This window comes from Pseudomonas parasichuanensis, from assembly GCF_021601385.1.
Classification (GTDB): Bacteria; Pseudomonadota; Gammaproteobacteria; order Pseudomonadales; family Pseudomonadaceae; genus Aquipseudomonas; species Aquipseudomonas parasichuanensis.
The window spans coordinates 1-21,427 of the sequence record NZ_BQHO01000048.1 but is presented as its reverse complement, the minus strand read 5'-3'; the positions used below and the strand labels follow the sequence as shown (position 1 = coordinate 21,427).

Below are 21,427 nucleotides of genomic sequence, written 5' to 3'. Positions count from 1 at the left end.
GACTCACGCCTTGCGCCATTCGCTCAGTTTTTTTTGAACCCCCGCGCCCGATCACCGCTCAGAACCCTTACCGCCCCCAAGCCCAACGGAGTGAGTGCGATGTCAGGTAACGAGCCCTTCGAAAGCGTGCCCATGGCCAACGATCACCCGGACCAGGCCATCAGCCTGTCCCAGGCCCTGCTGGCGCCGCGCATCGTGATCGAAGACGTAAGCCCGGTGCTCGACGGCGGCACCTTCGCCGCCAAGGCCGTGCGCGGGCACAAGGTCGAGGTGGCCGGCAAGGTCTACAGCGACGGCCACGACCGCCTGGCCGTGATGCTCTACTGGCGCCAGGCCCATAGCCGCCGCTGGCACGCCGTGGCCATGCACTCGCCGGGCAACGACCTGTGGCTGGCCGACTTCACCCCCACCGAGCTGGGCCTGCACCTGTTCAGTATCGAAACCTGGATCGACCCGTTCGCCACCTACTGCCACGACCTGGAGAAGAAGTACGCCGCCGGGGTGGATGTGAAGCTCGAACTGGAGGAGGGCAGGTTGCTGCTGGGCAAGGGCATCGAGCGCAGCGACGGCCCGTTGCGCGAGCAATTGCAGAAACTGCAAAAGCGCCTGCCGGACCTGCCGGTGGACGAGCAGGTGGCGCAGTTGCTGCACCCCGATGTCACCCGTTTGATGGGCGAGGCCGAGCACCGCAGCTACCTCACCCGTAGCGGCGAGTTCCCCCTGGACGTGGACCGCGAAGCCGCGCTGTTCGCCAGTTGGTACGAGCTGTTCCCGCGTTCGGTCACCGATGACCCCGAGCGCCACGGCACCTTCGACGACGTGCACCAGCGCCTGCCGATGATCCGCGACATGGGCTTCGACGTGCTGTACTTCCCGCCCATTCACCCCATCGGCCTGCAGCACCGCAAGGGCCGCAACAATGCCCTGCAGGCCGAGCCCGGCGACCCCGGCAGCCCCTACGCCATTGGCAGTGCTGAAGGCGGCCACGACGCCATCCACCCACAGCTGGGCAGCCGCGAGGACTTCCGCCGGCTGGTGGCGGCTGCCGCCGAACACGGCCTGGAGATCGCCCTGGACTTCGCCATCCAGTGCTCCCAGGACCACCCCTGGCTGAAGGAGCACCCCGGCTGGTTCAGCTGGCGCCCCGACGGCACCATCCGCTACGCCGAGAACCCGCCGAAGAAGTACCAGGACATCGTCAACGTCGACTTCTACGCCCCTGATGCTGTGCCCGGCCTGTGGCTGGCCCTGCGCGACGTGGTGGTCGGCTGGGTCGAGGAGGGGGTCAAGACCTTCCGCGTCGACAACCCCCACACCAAGCCGCTGCCATTCTGGCAATGGTTGATTGCCAATGTGCGCAGCCAGTACCCCGAGGTGATCTTCCTCGCCGAAGCCTTCACCCGCCCGGCGATGATGGCGCGCCTGGGCAAGGTGGGGTATGCGCAGAGCTACACCTACTTCACCTGGCGCAACAGCAAGCAGGAGCTGCGCGAGTACTTCGAAGAGCTCAACCAGCCGCCGTGGAACCAGTGCTACCGGCCCAACTTCTTCGTCAACACGCCAGACATCAATCCCTTCTTCCTGCACACCTCAGGCCGCGCAGGCTTTCTGATCCGCGCCGCGCTGGCGACCATGGGGTCGGGCTTGTGGGGCATGTATTCGGGCTTCGAACTGTGCGAAGGCACGCCGCTGCCCGGCAAGGAGGAATACCTGGACTCGGAGAAGTACGAGATCCGCCCGCGCGACTTCAACCAGCCCGGCAACATCGTCGCCGAAATCGCCCAGCTCAACCGCATCCGCCGGCAGAACCGCGCCCTGCAGACGCACCTGGGGGTGCTGTTCCTCAACTGCTGGAACGACCAGATCCTGTACTTCGCCAAGCGCACCGCCGAGCGCGACAACTACATCCTCGTCGCCATCAGCCTCGACCCGCACAACGCCCAGGAAGCCAGCTTCGAGCTGCCACTGTGGGAGCTGGGCCTGGGCGATAACGCCGACACCCAGGGCGAAGACCTGATGAGCGGCCACCGCTGGACCTGGCACGGTAAAACTCAGTGGATGCGCATCGAACCCTGGCACCAGCCGTTCGGTATCTGGCGCATAGAAAAATCCCGCTAGCAACGCAAGTCCCCGGTAGGAGCGGCCTTGTGCCGCGAAAGGCTGCAAAGCAGCCCCTGCAATATAGGCACCGCCGCTGAAAACCTGGGGCCGCTTCGCGCCCCTTTCGCGGCACAAGGCCGCTCCTACACACACTCACGGGGCGTGCCTAACCTGGAACAGAAAGGAGTCTTCAATGGCCAAGCGTTCCCGCCCGGCAGCCTTCATCGACGATCCCCTCTGGTACAAGGACGCGGTGATCTACCAGCTGCACGTGAAATCGTTCTTCGATGCGAACAACGACGGCATCGGCGATTTCCCAGGCTTGATCAGCAAGCTCGACTACATCGCCGAACTGGGCGTCAACACCCTTTGGTTGCTGCCGTTCTACCCTTCGCCACGGCGCGACGACGGCTACGACATCGGCGAGTACAAAGCCGTGCACCCGGACTACGGCAGCATGGCCGACGCCAAACGCTTTATTGCCGAAGCCCACAAGCGCGGCCTGCGGGTGATCACCGAACTGGTCATCAACCACACCTCCGACCAGCACCCCTGGTTCCAGCGCGCCCGGCACGCCAAGCGCGGCAGCAAGGCCCGGGACTTCTACGTGTGGTCGGACGACGACCAGAAGTACGACGGCACGCGGATCATCTTTCTCGACACCGAGAAGTCCAACTGGACCTGGGACCCGGTGGCCGGCCAGTACTTCTGGCACCGTTTCTATTCGCACCAGCCGGACCTGAACTTCGACAATCCGCAGGTGTTGAAAGCCGTGATCGACGTCATGCGCTTCTGGCTCGACATCGGCGTCGACGGCCTGCGCCTGGACGCCATCCCCTACCTGATCGAGCGCGACGGCACCAACAACGAGAACCTGCCGGAGACCCACACCGTACTCAAGGCGATCCGCGCCGAAATCGACGCCAACTACCCCGACCGCATGCTGCTGGCCGAGGCCAACCAGTGGCCCGAGGACACCCGCCCGTATTTCGGCGAAGGCGAGGGCGACGAGTGCCATATGGCCTTCCACTTCCCCTTGATGCCGCGCATGTACATGGCCCTGGCCATGGAAGACCGCTTCCCGATCACCGACATCCTGCGCCAGACCCCGGAAATCCCCGCCAACTGCCAATGGGCGATCTTCCTGCGCAACCACGATGAGTTGACCCTGGAAATGGTCACCGACCGCGAGCGCGACTACCTGTGGAACTACTACGCCGAAGACCGCCGCGCGCGCATCAACCTCGGCATCCGCCGGCGCCTGGCGCCACTGCTGCAGCGCGACCGGCGGCGTATCGAGCTGCTGACCAGCCTGCTGCTGTCGATGCCCGGCACCCCCACGCTGTACTACGGCGATGAACTGGGCATGGGCGACAACATCTACCTGGGCGACCGCGACGGTGTGCGCACCCCCATGCAGTGGTCGCCGGACCGCAACGGCGGTTTCTCCAAGGCCGACCCGCAGCGCCTGGTGCTGCCGCCGATCATGGACCCGCTGTACGGCTACCAGACCATCAACGTCGAAGCCCAGGCCCACGACCCGCACTCGCTGCTCAACTGGAACCGCCGCCTGCTGTCGGTGCGCAACCAGCAGAAGGCCTTCGGCCGCGGCACCTTGAAAATGCTCACCCCGAGCAACCGGCGCATCCTGGCCTATATTCGCGAGTACACCGATGCCGACGGCAACAGCGAAGTGGTGCTGTGCGTGGCCAACGTTTCACGCGCCGCCCAGGCTGCGGAGCTGGAGCTTTCGCAGTACGCCGAACGGGTGCCGGTGGAGATGCTTGGTGGCAGCGCGTTCCCGCCCATCGGCCAGTTGCCGTTCCTGCTCACCCTGGCGCCATACGGCTTCTACTGGTTCCTGCTGGCCGCCCACGACCGCATGCCCAGCTGGCATGTACAGCCCACTGAAGTCCTGCCCGAGCTGACCACACTGGTGCTGCGCAAACGCATGGAAGAGCTGCTCGAAGCGCCGTCCCGGGGCACCCTGGAAGGCACGATCCTGCCCCAGTACCTGCCCAAGCGCCGCTGGTTCGCCGGCAAGCAAGGGCCGATCGACCAGGTGCGCCTGCGCTATGGCGTGCGCTTCGCCACCGCCACGTTGCCGGCGCTGCTTGGTGAACTGGAGGTGCACAGTGACGGCGTGGTGACCCACTACCAACTGCCATTCGGGTTGCTGCCCGAAGAGCAGATCAACGCCGCGTTGCCCCAGCAACTGGCGCTGTCCCGGGTGCGCCGTGGGCGCCAGGTGGGGCTGATCACCGATGCCTTTGTCCTCGAACCCTTCATCCGTGCCGTGCTGCGTGGCTGCCAGGACGGCCTGCGCCTGCCCTGTGGCGACGGCCTGGGCGAGCTGCGTTTCCAGTGCACCGGGCAACTGGCGGCGCTGGCGATCGATGACGAAAGCGAAGTGCGTTACCTGGGTGCGGAGCAGTCCAACAGCTCGGTGGTGGTGGGCGGCAGCCTGGTGCTCAAGTTGATTCGCCGGGTCAGCCCAGGCATCCACCCGGAACTGGAGATGAGCGCCTACCTCACGGCTGCCGGTTTCGCCAATATCTCGCCGTTGCTGGCCTGGGTCAGCCGCGTCGACGACGGCGATCAATCAACCCTGCTGATGATCGCCCAGGGTTACCTGAGCAACCAGGGCGATGCCTGGGACTGGACCCAGAACACCCTGGAACGGGCGATCCGCGACGAAATGGAACCGACCTGCAGCGAACAGGAAGCGCACACCGACGCCTTGGCCGAACTCACCGGCTTCGCGGCCTTGTTTGGCCAGCGCCTGGGCGAGATGCACCTGCTGCTGGCGGCGCCCACCTCCGATGAGGCGTTCCAACCGCGTCCGAGCGATGCCCAGGACAGTGAGCGCTGGAGCTTGCAGATCAGCGCCGAGCTCGAGCATGCCCTGGACCTGCTGGCCGAGCACCGCGACAGCCTCGACCGTGACAGCCAGGCCCTGGTCGACGACCTGCAGCAACAGCGCCAAGGCTTGCGCCAGCACATCGACCACCTGGCCCGCCAGGCCCAGGGCGGGCTGTTGATGCGGGTGCACGGCGACCTGCACCTTGGGCAGGTGCTGGTGGTGCAGGGCGATGCCTACCTGATCGACTTCGAGGGCGAACCGGCCCGGGCGCTGGACGAGCGCCGGGCCAAACACAGCCCTTACAAGGATGTCAGCGGCGTGTTGCGATCCTTCGACTATGCTGCTGCCATGATCCTGCGCAGCGCCTCGGCGGTAGACCTCTCCGACGCGGCGCGCCAGGCCCGTCAGCGGGTTGCCCGGCAGTACCTGCACCAGTCGCGTCACGCCTTCGTCGAAGCCTATGGCCTGGCCACCGCCGCCATGCCCCATGCCTGGCAGCAGGCCGAGGGCGAGCGCGCCGCACTGGAACTCTTCTGCCTGGAAAAAGCCGCCTACGAAATCAGCTACGAGGCCGAGAACCGGCCGAGCTGGCTGGCCGTGCCTTTGCATGGGTTGCATGGGTTGATCAGTACTTGGGGGGAGGGGTAAACCTGGCTTTAGGATTCCACGCGGCCTCTGTGGGAGCGGGCTTGTCGGAGTGCCGCACCACCGCGAAGCAGGCGCCGCGCTGCATGGCACCGGCTGTGCCGGTGTTCGCGGGCAAGCCCGCTCCCACAAGGGTCGCCGACAGGTGGCCACGTAATGCTTGAATACATGGAAAGGGGCAGTGAGATGAATGCAACCACGCGTGACAACGGCAGCCTTCGGCAACGGGACCTGGACGCCCTTGCCAGCGCCACGCACGCCGACCCGTTCGCCGTGCTCGGCCCGCACCCCGATGGTGCGGGCGGTCAGTTTATCCGGGCCTTCCTGCCCAACGCCCTGAATGTGCGCGTGCTGGCGCGCGATGGCGGGCGCGTGCTCGCCGAAATGGAGCAACAGCGTCTGCCAGGGTTGTTCACCGCGCACCTGGGCGATGCCCAGCCGTATCTGCTGCAGATCGGCTGGGCCGGGGGCGAGCAGGTCACCGAAGACCCCTACAGCTTCGGCCCGCAACTGGGCGACATGGACATGTACCTGTTCTCCGAGGGCAACCACCGCGACCTGTCCAGCCGCTTCGGTGCGCAACCGACCCAGGCCGACGGCATCGACGGCGTGTGCTTCTCGGTGTGGGCGCCCAACGCCAGGCGGGTGTCGGTGGTGGGCGACTTCAACAACTGGGACGGCCGCCGCCACCCCATGCGCCTGCGCCACAGCGCCGGGGTGTGGGAGCTGTTCGTGCCGCGCCTGGGTGTCGGCGAAACCTACAAGTTCGAAGTGCTCGGCGCCGACGGCGTGCTGCCGCTCAAGGCCGACCCGCTGGCCCGCGCCACCGAGCAGCCACCGAGTACCGCCTCGAAGGTGGCCGGCGCCCTGGCCCACACCTGGCACGATGAGCAATGGATGGCCCAGCGCGCCCAGCGCCACGCCTACAACGCGCCGCTGTCGATCTACGAACTGCACGCCGGTTCCTGGCGCTGCGAACTGGACGATACCGGCGAGGTCGCGCGCTACTACAACTGGCGCGAACTGGCCGAACGCCTGGTGCCCTATGTGCAGGAACTGGGCTTCACCCATATCGAGCTGATGCCGATCATGGAGCACCCGTTCGGCGGCTCCTGGGGCTACCAGCCGCTGTCGCTGTTCGCCCCGACCTCGCGCTACGGCACGGCAGAAGACTTCGCCTTCTTCATCGACGCCTGCCACCAGGGCGGCATCGGCGTGATCCTCGACTGGGTACCGGCGCATTTCCCCACCGACGAACACGGCCTGGCGCGCTTCGACGGCACCGCCTTGTACGAGTACGACAACCCGCTGGAAGGCTTCCACCAGGACTGGAACACGCTGATCTACAACCTCGGGCGCAACGAAGTGCGCGGCTTCATGCTGGCCTCGGCGCTGCACTGGCTCAAGCATTTCCACATCGACGGCCTGCGCGTCGATGCCGTGGCATCGATGCTCTACCGCGACTACTCGCGCAAGGCCGGCGAGTGGGTGCCCAACCGCCATGGCGGGCGTGAGAACCTCGAGGCCATCGACTTCATCCGCCACCTCAACGGCGTCGCCGCCCATGAGGCCCCCGGCGCGCTGATCATCGCCGAGGAGTCCACCGCCTGGCCTGGGGTCAGCCAGCCGACGCAGCAAGGCGGGCTGGGCTTTGCCTACAAATGGAACATGGGCTGGATGCACGACACCCTGCACTACATGCAGAACGACCCGATCCACCGCACCTACCACCACAACGAGATGAGCTTCGGGCTGATCTATGCCTACTCCGAGCACTTCATCCTGCCCATCTCCCACGACGAGGTGGTGCACGGCAAGCACTCGCTGATCGACAAGATGCCGGGCGACCGTTGGCAGAAGTTCGCCAATCTGCGCGCCTACCTTGCGTTCATGTGGGCTCACCCGGGCAAGAAGCTGCTGTTCATGGGTTGCGAGTTCGGCCAGTGGCGCGAGTGGAACCACGACAGCGAACTGGACTGGTACTTGCTGCAATACCCCGAGCACCAGGGGGTGCAGCGCCTGGTCGGCGACCTCAACCGGCTCTACCGCGAGGAGCCTGCACTGCACGAGCAGGACTGCCAGCCCCAGGGTTTCCAGTGGCTGATCGGCGACGACGCGCACAACAGCGTGTACGCCTGGCTACGCTGGAGCAGCCAGGGCGAGCCGTTGCTGGTGGTGGCCAACTTCACCCCGGTGCCGCGCGAGGGGTACCGGATCGGCGTGCCGTTCGGTGAACGCTGGCAAGAGTTGCTCAACAGCGATGCCGGGCTGTATGCCGGCTCGAACGTGGGCAACCTGGGGGCGGTGGCCAGTGACGACATTGCCAGCCATGGGCAGCCCTTGTCGTTGGCATTGAACCTCCCGCCGTTGGGGGTGTTGGTGATGAAGCCAGCCTGATGGGGTGCTGATCAGTTAGTGCGCCATCGCATTGATTGGGGCCGCTCTGCGGCCGTTCGCGGCGGCTCGGCGCTCCGACAAGCCCGCTCCCACAGGTACGGCGCATATGTTGCGAAGTGCGCAATCCTGTGGGAGCGGGCTTGCCCGCGATAGGGCCGAACCTGCCTACCAACGCATCCGCACGCCGAGGCTGCCAATCAGCCCGTTCAAATCATTGTCATCCACATCGCTGCTGTAATCGGCACTGACGAACAGCGCCACATTCGGCGTGACCCGCGCCACCAGCCCCAAGCCCAAGTCCACCGAGGTCGAGCTGCGCGAGCTGGAGATCTTGTCGACCTGGTCCAGCTTCACCGAGTCGCTGTTGCTGAAGTCGTACCAGACGTTGGTGCGTACATAGGGTTCGATCGGCATGCCTTTCACGTCATAGCGCGCCGACAGCTTGGCACCGACCCGGCCGCTCCAGCTTGGTTGGCTGTCGAACGCCTGCAAGGTTTCCTCCTGCACCTGGCTGCCGGGGAAGAACTGCTGGTTGATCAACTGCGCCTGGGGCTCGATCACCCAGCCGCCCCCCAGGCCGATGGGGAAGCCACCCTCCACCGAGAAGGTCATCGCGTGGCCACTGTCGTCGACCCGTTGGCCGGCCTGTGAGCGGCCGTTGACATCGATGCGTGTGCCCATCGCCACGGCGTCCACGTGCCAACCCTGCTCATGGGTCATGCTCCAGTACACCCCCAGGCTCTCGCCGCTCAGGTTCACCGCATTGCGTTGCTTGTCACCGAGCAACGGGCGCATGCCGTTGAAGCTGCTCTGCAGGTTGTTGTGGCCAACGAAAATCCCGGCGCGGTGCACATTGCCTGCGCTGGTTTCGCGCACGAACAGGTCGGGGCCGATCATCAGCTGCTGGCTGGGCGCCTCAAGCTGCGCCGGCGCCTGTGCCGTTGGCCGTGGCGCCCCGGGAAAGAACTGCGCCCACTGGCTGGCGATCATGTCGCTGGCCAGCGGGCCGTGGCGCTCGCTCATCTGCGTGGAGAATGCCGACAGCATGCCCTGGTTGAGGCCATTGACGCTCAGCGGGTCGAGGGAGGGTTGGGGGACCTCGGGCTGTTCCAGGAACCGGGCGAAGGGTTCGCCCTCCTGCAGTTCGAAGGCGAAGGTTTCCACCGGGGTTGCCAGGAGCAGCGACGTGGAAACCGCACAGAAAAAAGCTTCGAAACGCAGAGGGTTCGAGGTGCTTTTCATGGCGGATCTCCTGTTGTTATGTGTTGGACAGCACGTTGAACAGCCGGGGGATCTGGCCTGATGTCACGGGCTGTACGGCAAAAACAGGGGCGACCCAAACCAGCGCGCCAGCCTGCTTGGGCGCGCACGAAGGCGCGAGCTAGAGGCCCGGCACGAATTTTTACGTCTGTTGGTTCTGTTCAGCTAAGGAGAGGACAGAGCTTGCGTCAAGAATATGTGAAGGCTTTGGTAAGACGTTGTTGAGTCATTCAAGCCATTGAATTTGCGCAACATTGACCAGGGCATATCGACAATGGCGATTTGTCGCTGGGCGGCTATGCCGAATCGTTGCTACAAGCGTACTTCCACGGCCAGCGGCAGATGATCGGACAGGTGTGTCCAGGGTTTGTGGCCGAGGATCCTCGGCCCATGGCTCTCGGCGTTGCGCAGGTAGATACGGTCCAGGCGCAGCAGTGGCAGGCGCGCGGGGTAGGTGCGGGCGAGCAGGCCATGGTGGCGTTCGAAGGCTTCGTGCAGGCCCTGTTGCTGGCCCAGGGTGCGGTTGCCGTGCAACTGCCAGTCGTTGAAATCACCGGCAATGATCACCGGGGCGTCGGCGGGCAGTGCATCGAGCAGCGTGCGCAACAGTTGCAGTTGTTTTTGCCGATGGCTTTCCAGCAGTGACAGGTGCACGCAGATGGCATGTACCGGGTGTTGCCCGGGCACATCGAGCACACAGTGCAGCAGGCCGCGCCGTTCTGGGCCGGTGATCGACACGTCGAGGTTGCGGTGTTCGATGATCGGGTACCTGGACAGCAGCGCGTTGCCATGGTGGCCGTCCGGGTATACCGCGTTGCGTCCGTAGGCGAAGTCGCTCCACATGCTGTCGGCGAGAAACTCGTACTGCGAGGTCTGCGGCCAGCCGGGGTAGCGCGCGGCATGGCGGTCGTGGCTGCCGAGCACCTCCTGAAGGAACACGATATCGGCCTGGGTACTGCGCACCGCCTCGCGCAGCTCCGGCAGGATGAAGCGCCGGTTGAAGGCGGTGAACCCCTTGTGGGTATTGACCGTCAGCACCTTGACCCGGTGCACGGGCGGTGCCTGGCTGACGCTGGCGAATCCTGGACTGCCGGCTTCGGGGTTCACAAGTACTCCTGTCTATGCTGGATCAGGGTTGCCTGCCCCGGCCCCATCGCCGGCAAGCCGGCTCCCACAAGTATGACGTTGTTCTTGAAGGTAACGCGGTCGGTGTGGGAGCCGGCTTGCCGGCGATGGGGCCAGCCCTGTTTATGACTCAACTGTAGCGAGGACGTTCACTCCTCCTCACGCTGCAACACCATCAACAGCAACGACCTTCCCTGCACCTCGAACACCGTGTCGAACTGAAGATGCTGCGGCTTGCGCAGCTCTGGCCGGTCGGTGTCGACCAGGCAGCTCCAATACTCGCCCTGGGGCACCGCCGGCAGTGTGAACGGCACCACGTCGTGGTAGGCGTTGACGATCAGCAGCAGGGTCGCCTCGGCACCGGGCCGGGCAATGCCGCTGACCTGGGCGCGGCCGTCCATCAGCATGCCCAGGCAACGCCCATGGGGGTCTTCCCACTGCTCCACGGTCATCTCGCTGCCGTCCGGGGCCAGCCAGGTGACATCCTTGACCCCGATCGCCTCGTTGTAGTCGCCCACCAGAAAACGCGAGCGGCGCAGGATCGGGTAGGCCAGGCGCAGCCGGGTCAGGCGCTTGACGAAGGCCAGCAAGGCCTTGCCGTCGTCGTCCAGGTCCCAGTTCACCCAGCCGATCTCGCTGTCCTGGCAGTAGGCGTTGTTGTTGCCGTGCTGGGTGCGGCTGAATTCGTCGCCGGCGACGATCATCGGCGTGCCCTGGGCCAGCAGCAGGGTGGCGAAGTAGTTGCGCATCTGGCGCATGCGCAGGGCGTTGATCGCCGGGTCGTCGGTCGGGCCTTCGGCGCCGCAGTTCCACGACAGGTTGTTGTTGGTGCCGTCCTGGTTGTTCTCGTCGTTGTCTTCGTTGTGCTTGTCGTTGTACGACACCAGGTCGCGCAGGGTGAAACCGTCGTGGGCGGTGACGAAGTTGACCGAGGCGTAGGGCCGCCGGCCACGGTTGTTGAACAGGTCGCCCGAGGCGGTGATGCGCGCGGCGAAGTCGGCGAGCATGCCTTCGTCGCCTTTCCAGAAACTGCGCACGGTGTCGCGGAAACGGTCGTTCCACTCCGCCCAGCCGGGGGCGAAGTTGCCCACCTGATAGCCGCCGGGGCCGCAATCCCAGGGTTCGGCAATCAGCTTGACCTGGCTGAGCATCGGGTCCTGGCGGCAGGCCACGAGGAAGCCGTGGCGCTCGCTGTAGCCGTCGTGGTAGCGGCCGAGGATGGTCGCCAGGTCAAAGCGAAAGCCATCCACATGCATCTCGCCAGCCCAGTAGCGCAGCGAGTCGGTGACCAGTTGCAGCACGCACGGGTGGCTCAGGTCGAGGGTGTTGCCGGTGCCGGAATCGTTGATGTAGAAGCGCTTGTCGTCGGGCATCAGGCGGTAGTACGAGGCGTTGTCGATGCCGCGCATCGACAGGGTCGGGCCGCGTTCGTTGCCCTCGGCGGTGTGGTTGTAGACCACGTCGAGGATCACCTCGAGCCCGGCGTCGTGCAGGTGCGCGACCATTTCCTTGAACTCGGCGATCTTGCCGCTGGCCAGGTAGCGCGGGTGCGGGGCGAAGAAGGCAATGCTGTTGTAGCCCCAGTAGTTGTTCAGGCCCTTGTCGAGCAGGTGCTGGTCGTTGACGAACGCGTGGATCGGCAACAGCTCGATGCTCGATACCCCAAGCGCCTTGATATGGCCGAGCAGTTCGTCGTTGGCCAGGCCCGCGAAGGTGCCGCGCAGCGCCTCGGGCACTGCCGGGTGGCGCATGCTGATGCCGCGGGCGTGGGCCTCGTAGACAATCGTGCGTTCCCAGGGGATCTGCACACGTTGGTCGCGGCCCCAGGTGAAGGCCGGGTCGATGACCTTGCATTTGGGCACGAAGGGCGCGCTGTCGCGCTCGTCGAACGACAGGTCATCGTCGGGGTGGCCGATGGTGTAGCCAAACAGCGCCTCGGACCACTTCAGCGTGCCTACCAATTGCTTGGCGTAAGGGTCGATCAAGAGCTTGTTGGGGTTGAAACGGTGGCCGTTCTGCGGCTCATACGGGCCATGCACGCGGTAGCCGTAGACCAGGCCGGGGTGCGCGTCAGGCAGGTAGCCGTGGTAGATCTCGTCGGTGTACTCGGGCAGCTCGATGCGCTCGAGCTCCTGTTCGCCGGTTGAATCGAACAGGCACAGTTCGACCTTGGTGGCGTTGGCCGAGAACAGGGCGAAGTTGACCCCCAGGCCGTCCCAGGTGGCGCCCAGCGGGAAGGGCATGCCTTCGCGGATGCGCGACGGGGCGACGGAGCGGGTTTTCTTCGGGGTGCGGGGGCTCATGGCGGTCCTCGTGGTGCGGGGGGAACGGGGGCCGCAGCGCGGCCCATCGCTGGCAAGCCAGCTCCCACAGGTACAGCGAAACCAGAACGCTGCGCCTGCCTTGTGGGAGCTGGCTTGCCAGCGATGAGGCCGGTGCAGGTATTACGACAGGCTCAATCCGCCGCCGGCTTTTTCACCGCTTTCGGCTTCTTCGCCGCTACTGGTTTTTCAGCGCTCGCCACTGCCTTCGGCTTGGCCGCCGCCTTCTTGCGCGGCGCGGCCTTGGGCGCTAGGGCTTCAGCCTCGGCCAGCTTGCGGGCCATCTCCCAGTGGCGGATCTCCTGGCCCGCCGGCTTACCCTCCGACTCCCAGATTTGATAGGCGAATTCGCGAACACGTTTTTCTTCGACACTCATCACGACGCTCCTGAATGCAGTTAGGCATGATCAATCAACACATTGACCGGAAACTCCGCCAGTACGGTGCTCAATTTCAGCTCCTTTGAAGGGCTGACAGCACCGCCACCGAAAAGTCCCGAGCAGTTGGCAGGCGACAAGGCAAACGGCAGGATCAGCCGCGTATCGTCCCAGTTCTGTGCCGGGATCAATGGGGTGGTGGCGTTACCCAGCAAGCTGCCGGCAAGCCGTGGTGCGACAACGATGGCGCGCTGCTCCTCGCCCACCCGGGCGAAGGCCAGCACCTTGTCGGCGTGGCGCCCCTGCACGCTGAGCGGCAGGTAGGCGCCACGCCGGAACAGTTCGGGGTGGCTCATGCGACAGTCCAGCAGCCGGGCGATCAGTGCCTGCTTGAGGCGCCCGTCCTGCCAGTGGCCGAGCAGTTCGGCCAGGGGCGTGCTGGCGTCCAGGCTGGCACGCCTTGCAGCGTAGTCCACCGGCCGGCGGTTGTCCGGGTCGACCAGGCTGAAGTCCCAGTATTCGTTGCCCTGGTACAGGTCGGGCACGCCCGGCGTGGTCATGCGCAGCAGGCATTGCACCAGGCTGTTCAGCGCGCCGGGGCAGGCGATCTGCCGCGCCGCTTCATGCAGCGACTGGCGCAGTTGCTGGTTCTGCGCGTCCAGCAGCAGGCCGTTCACATAGCCGGCGCAGGCCTGTTCATACGCCTCGTTCGGCGCCGCCCAGCTGCTGCGCAGCTTGGCCTCGCGCAGGGCCTTTTGTTGCCAGCTGCCAATGCGCTCGGCGTAGTGGCGCAGCGCGTTGTCGTCATGCAGGTCGAGCGCCAGTGGCCAGCTGCCGAGCAGGGTCTGCCACAGCATGAGCTCATCGCCCGGGCTGGGCGCGACGCCATCGTCCAACGCCTCGCGCAGCGGCGCCGCCAGTTCGCGCCAGTGTCCCACCCGGCTGGCCAGCCAGGGGCCTCGTTCGCTGAGCACCGCCAGGCGCGCCCGACAGTCTTCGCCACGCTTGTGATCGTGGGTGGCGGTGCTCAGCAGGTTGTCGGGGAAGTCGTGCAGGCGGCGCTGGGCCTGGGTGTGGAACCACCCAGGGTCGGCACTGAAATGCTCGGCCTCGAAGCCCACGTCGTTGCGCGACAACAGCCGGGCGCTGCGGTAGAACGCGGTGTCCTCCACGGCCTTGGCGGCGGTTGGCGCGGTCAGTTGCTGGAAGCGCACGCAGGCGTGACGCAGGTGTTTGCGTGGGCGGCCCGGGGGCAGGCGTCGCCAGGGCTGGCCGCCGAGCCACTGCGCCAGGTGGTCGAGCAGCGGCCAGTCGGCCTCGCTCAGTGACTGGCGGGCGTCAGCGAGTGCTTGCTGGAAGAACCCCTCGTCCTCGGCCGGGCGACCACAGGCGTTGATATAGGTGCGGTACACCGGGTAGTGCTCGGCCAGCGCCTGCAGCGCGCGGCGGATGGCACCGAGGGTGAGGTCACGGGTCATCAAATCGTCGCGGGCCACCTGCAGCAAGGCCAGGGCCACCGACTCGCAGTCGCCGGCCAGGCTGGCGTTGAGCACCAGGTGGCGAGCCAGGCGCACTTCCTCAGGGAACTCGGGTCGCTCGCTGACGCTGTTCCACAGCTCGGTCAGCGGCGCTTCGCCCGCCGGGTCGTGTTGCAGCAGCGAGACCTGGTTCATGAACTCGTAGCCGGTGGTGCCGTCGGTGAGCCAGTCGCGGTGCAGGTGCTCATCGGCGCCGAGGATCTTCTCGACGTAGATCGGGAAATGCTCCACGCCCGCCTGCAGCGGCCGGTGCGCCAGCAGCCCGTCGACCCGCCGGCGCAGGTTGCGGCAATAGCGGCGCGGGTCGGCCAGGCCGTCGATATGGTCGATGCGCAAACCGTCCACCAGCCCACGCTCGATCAGCTCGAACAGCTTGGCGTGGGTGGCCTCGAACACTACCGCGCGCTCTACTCGCAGGCCGCCCAGTTCATTGATGTCGAAAAAGCGCCGCCAGTTGATGTCGTCGGCGGCGGTGCGCCAGCTGGCCAGGCGATAGGTCTGGCGCTCCAGCAACAGGTGCAGGCGCTTGAAGCCGGCTTCGGTGCGGCTGTCGAAGGCGGCCAGGGCACCCTCCAGGCTGGCGCCTGCGGCTACCACCAGGGCCAGGTCGCGGTGCAGCGCCACGGCGTCAGCCAGCGGTTCGGCGGCCTCGTGCAGGGCGCTGAAGTGCTGGGCCAGGGCCTGCAGCCGTGGGTCTTCGGCATGGCCAAGGATGCGCCCGTAGTCCAACGGGCAGATCGGGAAACGATGGTCGTAGTGGGCAACCTCGAACCGGCCCTGCTCGGCGTCGAAGGTCAGGGGCATTTCACCGTTGAGCAGGGCCACGCCATAGTCGCTGCCAAGGAACGGCAACAGCAGTTGCCCGGCCAGCAGCGGGTCGCTGGAGTGCCATTGGATATCGAAGAACTCTGCATACGGACTGCGTCGGCCCCAGGCCAGCAGGCTCTGCCACCAAGGGTTGTCGGCGCCACCCACGGCCATGTGGTTGGACACGGTGTCGAGGATCAGGCCCATGCCGTGCTGGCGCAAGGCGGCCACCAGGCGCTCCAGCGCGGCCTCGCCGCCCAGCTCGGGGTTGACCCGGGTCGGGTCGACCACGTCGTAGCCGTGGCGCGAGCCGGCACGGGCAGTGAGGATCGGCGAGGCATACACATGGCTGATGCCCAGCTGGGCGAAGTAGGGCACCATCGGCGTCGCGTCATCCAGGGTGAAGTCGCTGTGCAGTTGCAGGCGCAGGGTGGCGGTCAGCGGCTTCATCGATCACGCTCCCAGGCTTGTTCGCGGGCCTGGGCCAGCAGCTCCAGGCGCCGCGCCGCATCCTCGTCGTCGAGCAGCTCGAGGGCCGTGGCCTTGAAGCGGCGCCGCCAGTTGGGGTGGCCAGCGGTGGTGCCGGGCAGGTTGGGTTGCTCGTCGCAGCCCAGCAGGTCCTCCAGCGGTACCAGCACCAAGGGTGCGCGGGTGTGGCCGACGTAACGGATCGCCGCGTCAACCAATGCAGTGTCGTCCGCCAGCGGGCCGTAGTTGTGCTCCAGGGTGCGGCGCAGGCCGTCGCGCTCCAGCGCCCGGGTGTCGCGCCAATGCCCTTCGGTGGTGGCGTCGATCAGTTGCAGGCGGTTGTGCCAGTCGATGTCGCGGGCCTGCAGCCAGCCGGCCAGTGGCGCCAGGTCATGGGTGCCGGTGGTGGCCAGGGCGCTGTCCGGCCAGTCGAGGATCGGCTTGAAGCGGCCGGGCGAGTCCTGCTCGAAGGGCAGCACGCGCATGCCCAGCACGGCCTTGGCCGCCAGGCGCTCGCGCAGGCCTTCGGGCACGGTGCCCAGGTCTTCGCCGAGGATGATCGCCTGGTGCCGCACCGACTCCAGGGCCAGCAGGCGCAGCAGGTCGTCGAGCGGGTAGTTGAGGTAGGCGCCTTCGCGGGCCGAGGCCCCACGGGGGATCAGCCACAGCCGGCGCAGGCCCATCACATGGTCGATGCGCAGGCCGCCGGCATGGGCCAGGTTGGCCCGCAGCATCTCGATGAAGGCACGGTAGCCGTTGCGCTTGAGGCCTTCGGGGGAGAATGCGCAGATGCCCCAGTCCTGCCCCGCGCGGTTGAGGATATCGGGCGGCGCGCCCACCTTGAGGTCGGCCAGCAGCTCGTCCTGGCGGCTCCAGGCCTGGCTGCCGGCGCCGTCGGCACCCACCGCCAGGTCGGCGATCAGGCCGATCGCCATGCCATTGCTGCGCGCCGCGTCCTGGGCGCGCTGCAGGCTGCGCTCGCTGAGCCACTGGCAAAAGGCGTGGAACTCGACACGGGCCGGGTAGGCGGCGGCGAAGGCTTCGACCTCCGGGTGATAGGGGTCGTGCCAGGCCTTGGGCCACTTGCGCCAGTCGGCGCCCAGGCCCTGGTCCACCGCTTCGCTTTGCAGCACTTCGAAGCGGCAATGGTGTTCGAGCCGTTCGCCGCCAGCCTCGCGAAAGCTGGCGAAGTCTGCGCGCAGTGGGTGGTCGCTCTGGCTGAAGCCCTGGTACAGCGCTTCGAGCAAGTGGTGTTGGGCCTTGGCGGCGCGCGGCCAGTCCACCAGAGGTTGCTGCTGCAGGTCCTCCAGCGTCTGCTCAAGCCCGCAGGCCTGGATGGCCATGCGTACGGTGCGTTCGCCCAGCAGGGCGGCGGGGCTGGCGTACAGGGCGTTGAGCAACAGCCGGCTGGACGGTGAATAGGGGCTGAAATGTTGCTGGTCGAAGGCCGACAGTGCGTGCATGGGGCTGATCGCCAGGGCATCGGCGCCGCGTTCGGCGGCACTGCGCGCCAGCTGTTCCAGCGCCAGGCAGTCGCCATAGCCGCCATCGTCGGGGCGACGCAGGCTGTACAGCTGCACCGCCAGGCCCCAGCAGCGCGGTGGCGGTTCGGCGATGGCCTCTTCCAGCGCGTGGCAGCGCGACGGCGCCACGGCCACGCTGAACGTGCGGCCGTCGATGGCCAGCTGGTGGTAGCCGATCGGCAACCCGCGGGGGAGGTTTGCCCGGGCATCCAGCACCAGCATGCGTTGGCTGGCGTCCTCCAGGGTGCAGTGCGCCTGGCTGCCGGCGCTGAACCAGCGTTGCAGGGCGAGGGGCTGGTCGACATCGACGGTCAGCAGCGGCGGCAGGTGTTCGCTGTCTTCGGCCTGCTCGACCGTGCGCAGGCTGCCGGCGATGGCCTTGTCGTCACCGGCAGGGTGGCCAAGGCCCTCCAGCACGCGGCGCAGCACCTCGTCGCTGACCTGTTGCGGGCGGTTGTTGGCGTCGATCCAGTCGCGGGCCAGGCCGACGCGGGCGGCCAGGCGGTGCAGGGGCTGTTCGCTCATGGCGTCTCCGGTTCGGGGGGCAGCAGGCTGACCACGCAACTGTGCGCGGCCAGTGTCGAGTCGGGGTGGGCGTTGTCGCTGCTGTCGTACAGGCGCAACGCCTGGGCCGGCAGTTGCGCGGGTTGCGGCTGGGCGTCGAGGTTCAGGTCGATACGCAGCTGCTGGCCGTTGCCCAGGCGCCAGCGGGCGGTGAGCGCCTTGTCGCCCAGCACCTCGGTGCCGAGCGCGCGGGTACCGGGCAGGTGTGCGACGACATGGCGTTTACGCAGGTCGAGCAACTGCTGATAGAGGCCGTGCCAGCCGGCCAGCACGTCCTTTGGTTGCGGCCGGGAGCTTTCGAAGGTGGTTTCGGCGTTGGGGTCGGGGATCTGTTCGCGTCTGGCGGGGTCGGCGAAGGCGTCGAAGTGGGCGAACTCGCCACGCCGGCCCTCGCGCACGGCATCGGCCAGTTCATCGTGAAAGTCGGTGAAGAACAGGAACGGCTTGCGGCTGCCGTCGTCGTCGCCCATGAACAGCAGCGGGATCATCGGCGCCAGCAGCAACAGCGCGGTGGCCGCACGCAAGGCCTGCGGCGGGCAGAGGCGGGTAAGGCGCTCGCCCAGGGCACGGTTGCCGACCTGGTCGTGGTTCTGCAGGAACAGCACGAATGCAGTGGGCGCCAGGTGGCCGCTGGGTTCGCCCCGTGGCGTGCCATGGCGGTTGGCCTGGCCCTGGAAAGCGAAGCCTTCGGCCAGGCAGCGCGCCAGTTGGTCGATCGGCCGCTGTTGGTAGTCGGCGTAATAGCCTTCGGTTTCGCCGGTCAGCAGCACGTGCAGGGCGTTGTGGCCGTCGTCGTTCCACTGGGCGTCGAAGCCCTGTTCCAACAGCGCGGCCTGGTTGTGTTCGTTTTCCAGCACCAGCCAGATCTGCCGGCCTGGCGCTACCGCCGCGCGCACCCGCTGCGCCAGTTCGACGAGGAAGTCCGGCTGGTCGATGGCGTGCACCGCATCCAGGCGCAGGCCGTCGCAGCGGTAGTCGCACAGCCACATCAGTGCGTTCTGGATGAAGTACTCGCGCACTTCGGGCCGGCGGAAGTCGATGGCGGCGCCCCAGGGCGTGTGCCGGTCCTGGCGGAAGAACGGGCTGGCGTACTGGTGCAGGTAGTTGCCGTCCGGGCCGAAGTGGTTGTAGACCACGTCCACCAGCACCATCAGGCCATGGCCGTGGGCCTGGTCGATCAGCGCGCACAGCGCTTGCGGCGTGCCGTAGCTGTGCTGCGGGGCGAACGGCAATACCCCGTCGTAGCCCCAGTTGCGCTCGCCGGGGAACTGCCCCAACGGCATCAGCTCGATGGCGCTGATGCCCACTTCAGCCAGGCGTGGCAGCACCTTGGCTACCCCGTCGTAGCCACCGAGCAGGCCCACGTGCAACTCCTGGATCACCGCTTCGTGCCACGGGCGGCCCAGCCAGGTGTGTTGCCAGGGGTAGGCGGCAAGGTCCACCAGCTGACTCGGCCCCTGCACACCCGCGGGCTGATAGCGCGAAGCCGGGTCGGCCACCGTGAGTTGCCGGTCGATACGCAACTGATACCGCTCACCTGCCTGGCACGGGGCAACGCCGACATACCAACCGTCATCAACAGCCAGCAGCTCAACGGGGGGCTGCCGCTCGACTTCCACGCTCACGCTGCGCGCATCCGGCGCCCAGAGGGCAAAGCGCGCCGACGTGGCGTCCAGTACCTGTGCGCCATGCCTGTGCATCGTCTGCTCCCCGCTCAGTAGTGGGCGATCTGGGTCTGCCGGACCAGGTCCTCGTACAGCCGCGCGTAGGGTTCCACCGCCTGGCACCAGTTGAACGGCTGGGTCATCGACAGGCAGCGCATGGCGTTGAGCAGGTGTTTCTTGCCGTACACATAGAAGGCCCGGCCCAGCGCTTCGCGGTAGCTGTCCAGGGTCGAGTCGTCGAACAGGAAACCCGTAACGCCGTTCTCGATGGTGTCGGCCAGCCCGCCGGTATTGCGCGCCACCGGCAGCGAGCCGAAGCGTTGCGCGTACATCTGGCTCAGGCCGCAGGGCTCGTAGCGCGATGGCATCAGCAGGAAGTCGGAGCCTGCGAACATGCGCCGGGCGTCGGTTTCGTTGAAGCCGATGCGCACGCCGATGCGGCCCGGGTGACGCAGGGCCAGCTCGCGCATGGCCTGTTCTTCCTCGGGTTCGCCACGGCCGATGATGGCGATCTGGCCGCCTTGCTCGACGATGTAGTCGGCCACGCCCAGGGTCAGGTCCAGGCCTTTCTGGTAGACCAGCCGCGAGACCACGGCGAACAGCGGCCCCTTGGACGCGTCCAGGCCGAACAGTTCGCGCACCTGCTGGGTGTTGCGCGCCTTGCCGTCCCAGTCGTTGAGGCTGAAGTTGTGCACCAGGTGCCCGTCGGTGGCCGAATCCCAGCTTTCGTCGATGCCGTTGGGGATGCCGCCGAGCAAGCCCTGCTGGGCCTTGCTGGCGAGGAAGCCGTCCAGCCCGCAGCCGAACTCGGGGGTGGTGATCTCCCGGGCGTAGGTGGCGCTCACCGTGGTGATGTGGCTGGAGTAGGCCAGGCCCGCCTTGAGGAACGACAGCTTGCCGTAGAACTCCATGCCTTCCTGCTGCATGGCGTGGTCGGGGATCGCCAGCTCCGGGCTGCAGCCGCGGCTGTACACGCCCTGGTAGGCCAGGTTGTGGATGGTGAACAGGGTCGGGGTGCTCAGCCCGCGCCAGTGCATGTAGGCCGGGGCCAGGCCGGCCGGCCAGTCGTGGGCGTGCACCAGGTCGGGGCGCCAGTGGGCCATGCCTTCACCGGCGGCAATTTCCGCAGCGGCCAGGCCCAGGCGGGCGAAGCGGATGTGGTTGTCGGGCCAGTCGCGGCCGTTGTTGGCGCCGTACGGGGTGCCTTCGCGCTGGTACAACTCGGGGCAGATCAGCACATAGATCACCAGGCCGTCGGCGAGGTCCATACGGCCGATCTTGCAGGGTGGCAGTGCCGCATGGCCGCCCAGTTCACCGACGATATGGATCGGGTTGTCGCTCTCCATTACTTGGGGGTAACCGGGGATCAGCACCCGTACATCGTGCAGGTGCGCCAAGGCCCGGGGCAGGGCGGCGGAGACGTCGCCCAGGCCGCCGGTCTTGACCAGGTCGGCGATTTCCGAGGTGACGAACAGGACCTTGCGCTTGTTGGGGTTGTGCTGGCGCTGGGCGCCGGGTGCCTTGACTGTCGGGGCGAGGCTGGGTGGCAGCGGCTCGCGGTTATCCGATTTGAATGCATCTACGTGAGGTTCGACAGCGGCACTGATCATACTTCTCTCCGTCCCTTGTTTTTGCGGGTGCGGGCACCCGTTGCGTTATTTCGTGCTGGTTCTCTCTGATCGGTGTTGCATCTTCGTAGTGCGGTCCTTGCCCGATATCAGTGCGCGCAGGCACGGCACGCTCGGCAATCCGGCCGAAAAGCGTGTGGACGGGTG

11 protein-coding genes are annotated in these 21,427 nt (G+C 66.6%); 3 read left to right on the top strand and 8 right to left on the bottom strand.

Annotation, left to right across the window (positions count from 1 at the left end):
- The first annotated feature begins 99 nt into the window (after positions 1-99).
- The 3 genes from L6D77_RS25295 (at position 100) to glgB (ending at position 8,005) form a co-directional block, all read left to right on the top strand.
- Positions 100-2,118: an alpha-1,4-glucan--maltose-1-phosphate maltosyltransferase gene (locus L6D77_RS25295; RefSeq protein WP_232884090.1), complete on the top strand. Its 2,019-nt coding sequence runs from the start codon at positions 100-102 to the stop codon at positions 2,116-2,118.
- A gap of 175 nt (positions 2,119-2,293) precedes the next feature.
- Entirely contained in the window at positions 2,294-5,611 is a 3,318-nt protein-coding gene (gene treS, locus L6D77_RS25290) for a maltose alpha-D-glucosyltransferase (RefSeq protein ID WP_232884091.1), read from the top strand.
- A 183-nt stretch (positions 5,612-5,794) separates the two neighbouring features.
- Positions 5,795-8,005: a 1,4-alpha-glucan branching protein GlgB gene (gene glgB, locus L6D77_RS25285; protein ID WP_232884092.1), complete on the top strand. Its 2,211-nt coding sequence runs from the start codon at positions 5,795-5,797 to the stop codon at positions 8,003-8,005.
- Positions 8,006-8,170: 165 nt separating this feature from the next.
- Here the strand turns inward: glgB and L6D77_RS25280 are convergent, their stop codons facing one another.
- The 8 genes from L6D77_RS25280 to glgA form a co-directional block, all read right to left on the bottom strand.
- Positions 8,171-9,247 carry an autotransporter domain-containing protein gene (locus tag L6D77_RS25280; RefSeq protein ID WP_232884093.1) on the bottom strand — a complete coding sequence of 359 codons (1,077 nt, stop codon included), beginning with the start codon at positions 9,245-9,247 and terminating at the stop codon, positions 8,171-8,173.
- 330 nt (positions 9,248-9,577) lie between these two features.
- Complete coding sequence (locus tag L6D77_RS25275) at positions 9,578-10,372, bottom strand: endonuclease/exonuclease/phosphatase family protein (RefSeq protein ID WP_232884094.1); 795 nt, start codon at positions 10,370-10,372, stop codon at positions 9,578-9,580.
- Between the two features lie 167 nt (positions 10,373-10,539).
- A complete protein-coding gene (gene glgX, locus L6D77_RS25270; RefSeq protein WP_232884095.1) occupies positions 10,540-12,693 on the bottom strand; it encodes a glycogen debranching protein GlgX in 2,154 nt (717 codons plus the stop codon).
- 152 nt (positions 12,694-12,845) lie between these two features.
- Positions 12,846-13,091: a DUF2934 domain-containing protein gene (locus L6D77_RS25265; RefSeq protein ID WP_232884096.1), complete on the bottom strand. Its 246-nt coding sequence runs from the start codon at positions 13,089-13,091 to the stop codon at positions 12,846-12,848.
- Positions 13,092-13,108: 17 nt separating this feature from the next.
- Positions 13,109-15,883 (bottom strand): malto-oligosyltrehalose synthase, encoded by a 2,775-nt coding sequence (locus tag L6D77_RS25260; RefSeq protein WP_232884097.1) that lies wholly within the window; start codon positions 15,881-15,883, stop codon positions 13,109-13,111.
- The gene (gene malQ, locus L6D77_RS25255; protein ID WP_232884098.1) at positions 15,880-17,949 is read right to left on the bottom strand and encodes a 4-alpha-glucanotransferase; all 2,070 of its coding nucleotides are present in this window, start codon (positions 17,947-17,949) and stop codon (positions 15,880-15,882) included. Before malQ ends, L6D77_RS25260 begins: the two co-directional genes overlap by 4 nt.
- On the bottom strand, positions 17,946-19,688 hold the full coding sequence (gene treZ, locus L6D77_RS25250) for a malto-oligosyltrehalose trehalohydrolase (protein WP_232884099.1): 1,743 nt from the start codon (positions 19,686-19,688) through the stop codon (positions 17,946-17,948). The genes malQ and treZ overlap by 4 nt, the downstream gene beginning before the upstream one ends.
- 14 nt (positions 19,689-19,702) lie before the next feature.
- Positions 19,703-21,262 carry a glycogen synthase GlgA gene (glgA, locus tag L6D77_RS25245; RefSeq protein ID WP_232884100.1) on the bottom strand — a complete coding sequence of 520 codons (1,560 nt, stop codon included), beginning with the start codon at positions 21,260-21,262 and terminating at the stop codon, positions 19,703-19,705.
- Positions 21,263-21,427 lie beyond the last annotated feature (165 nt).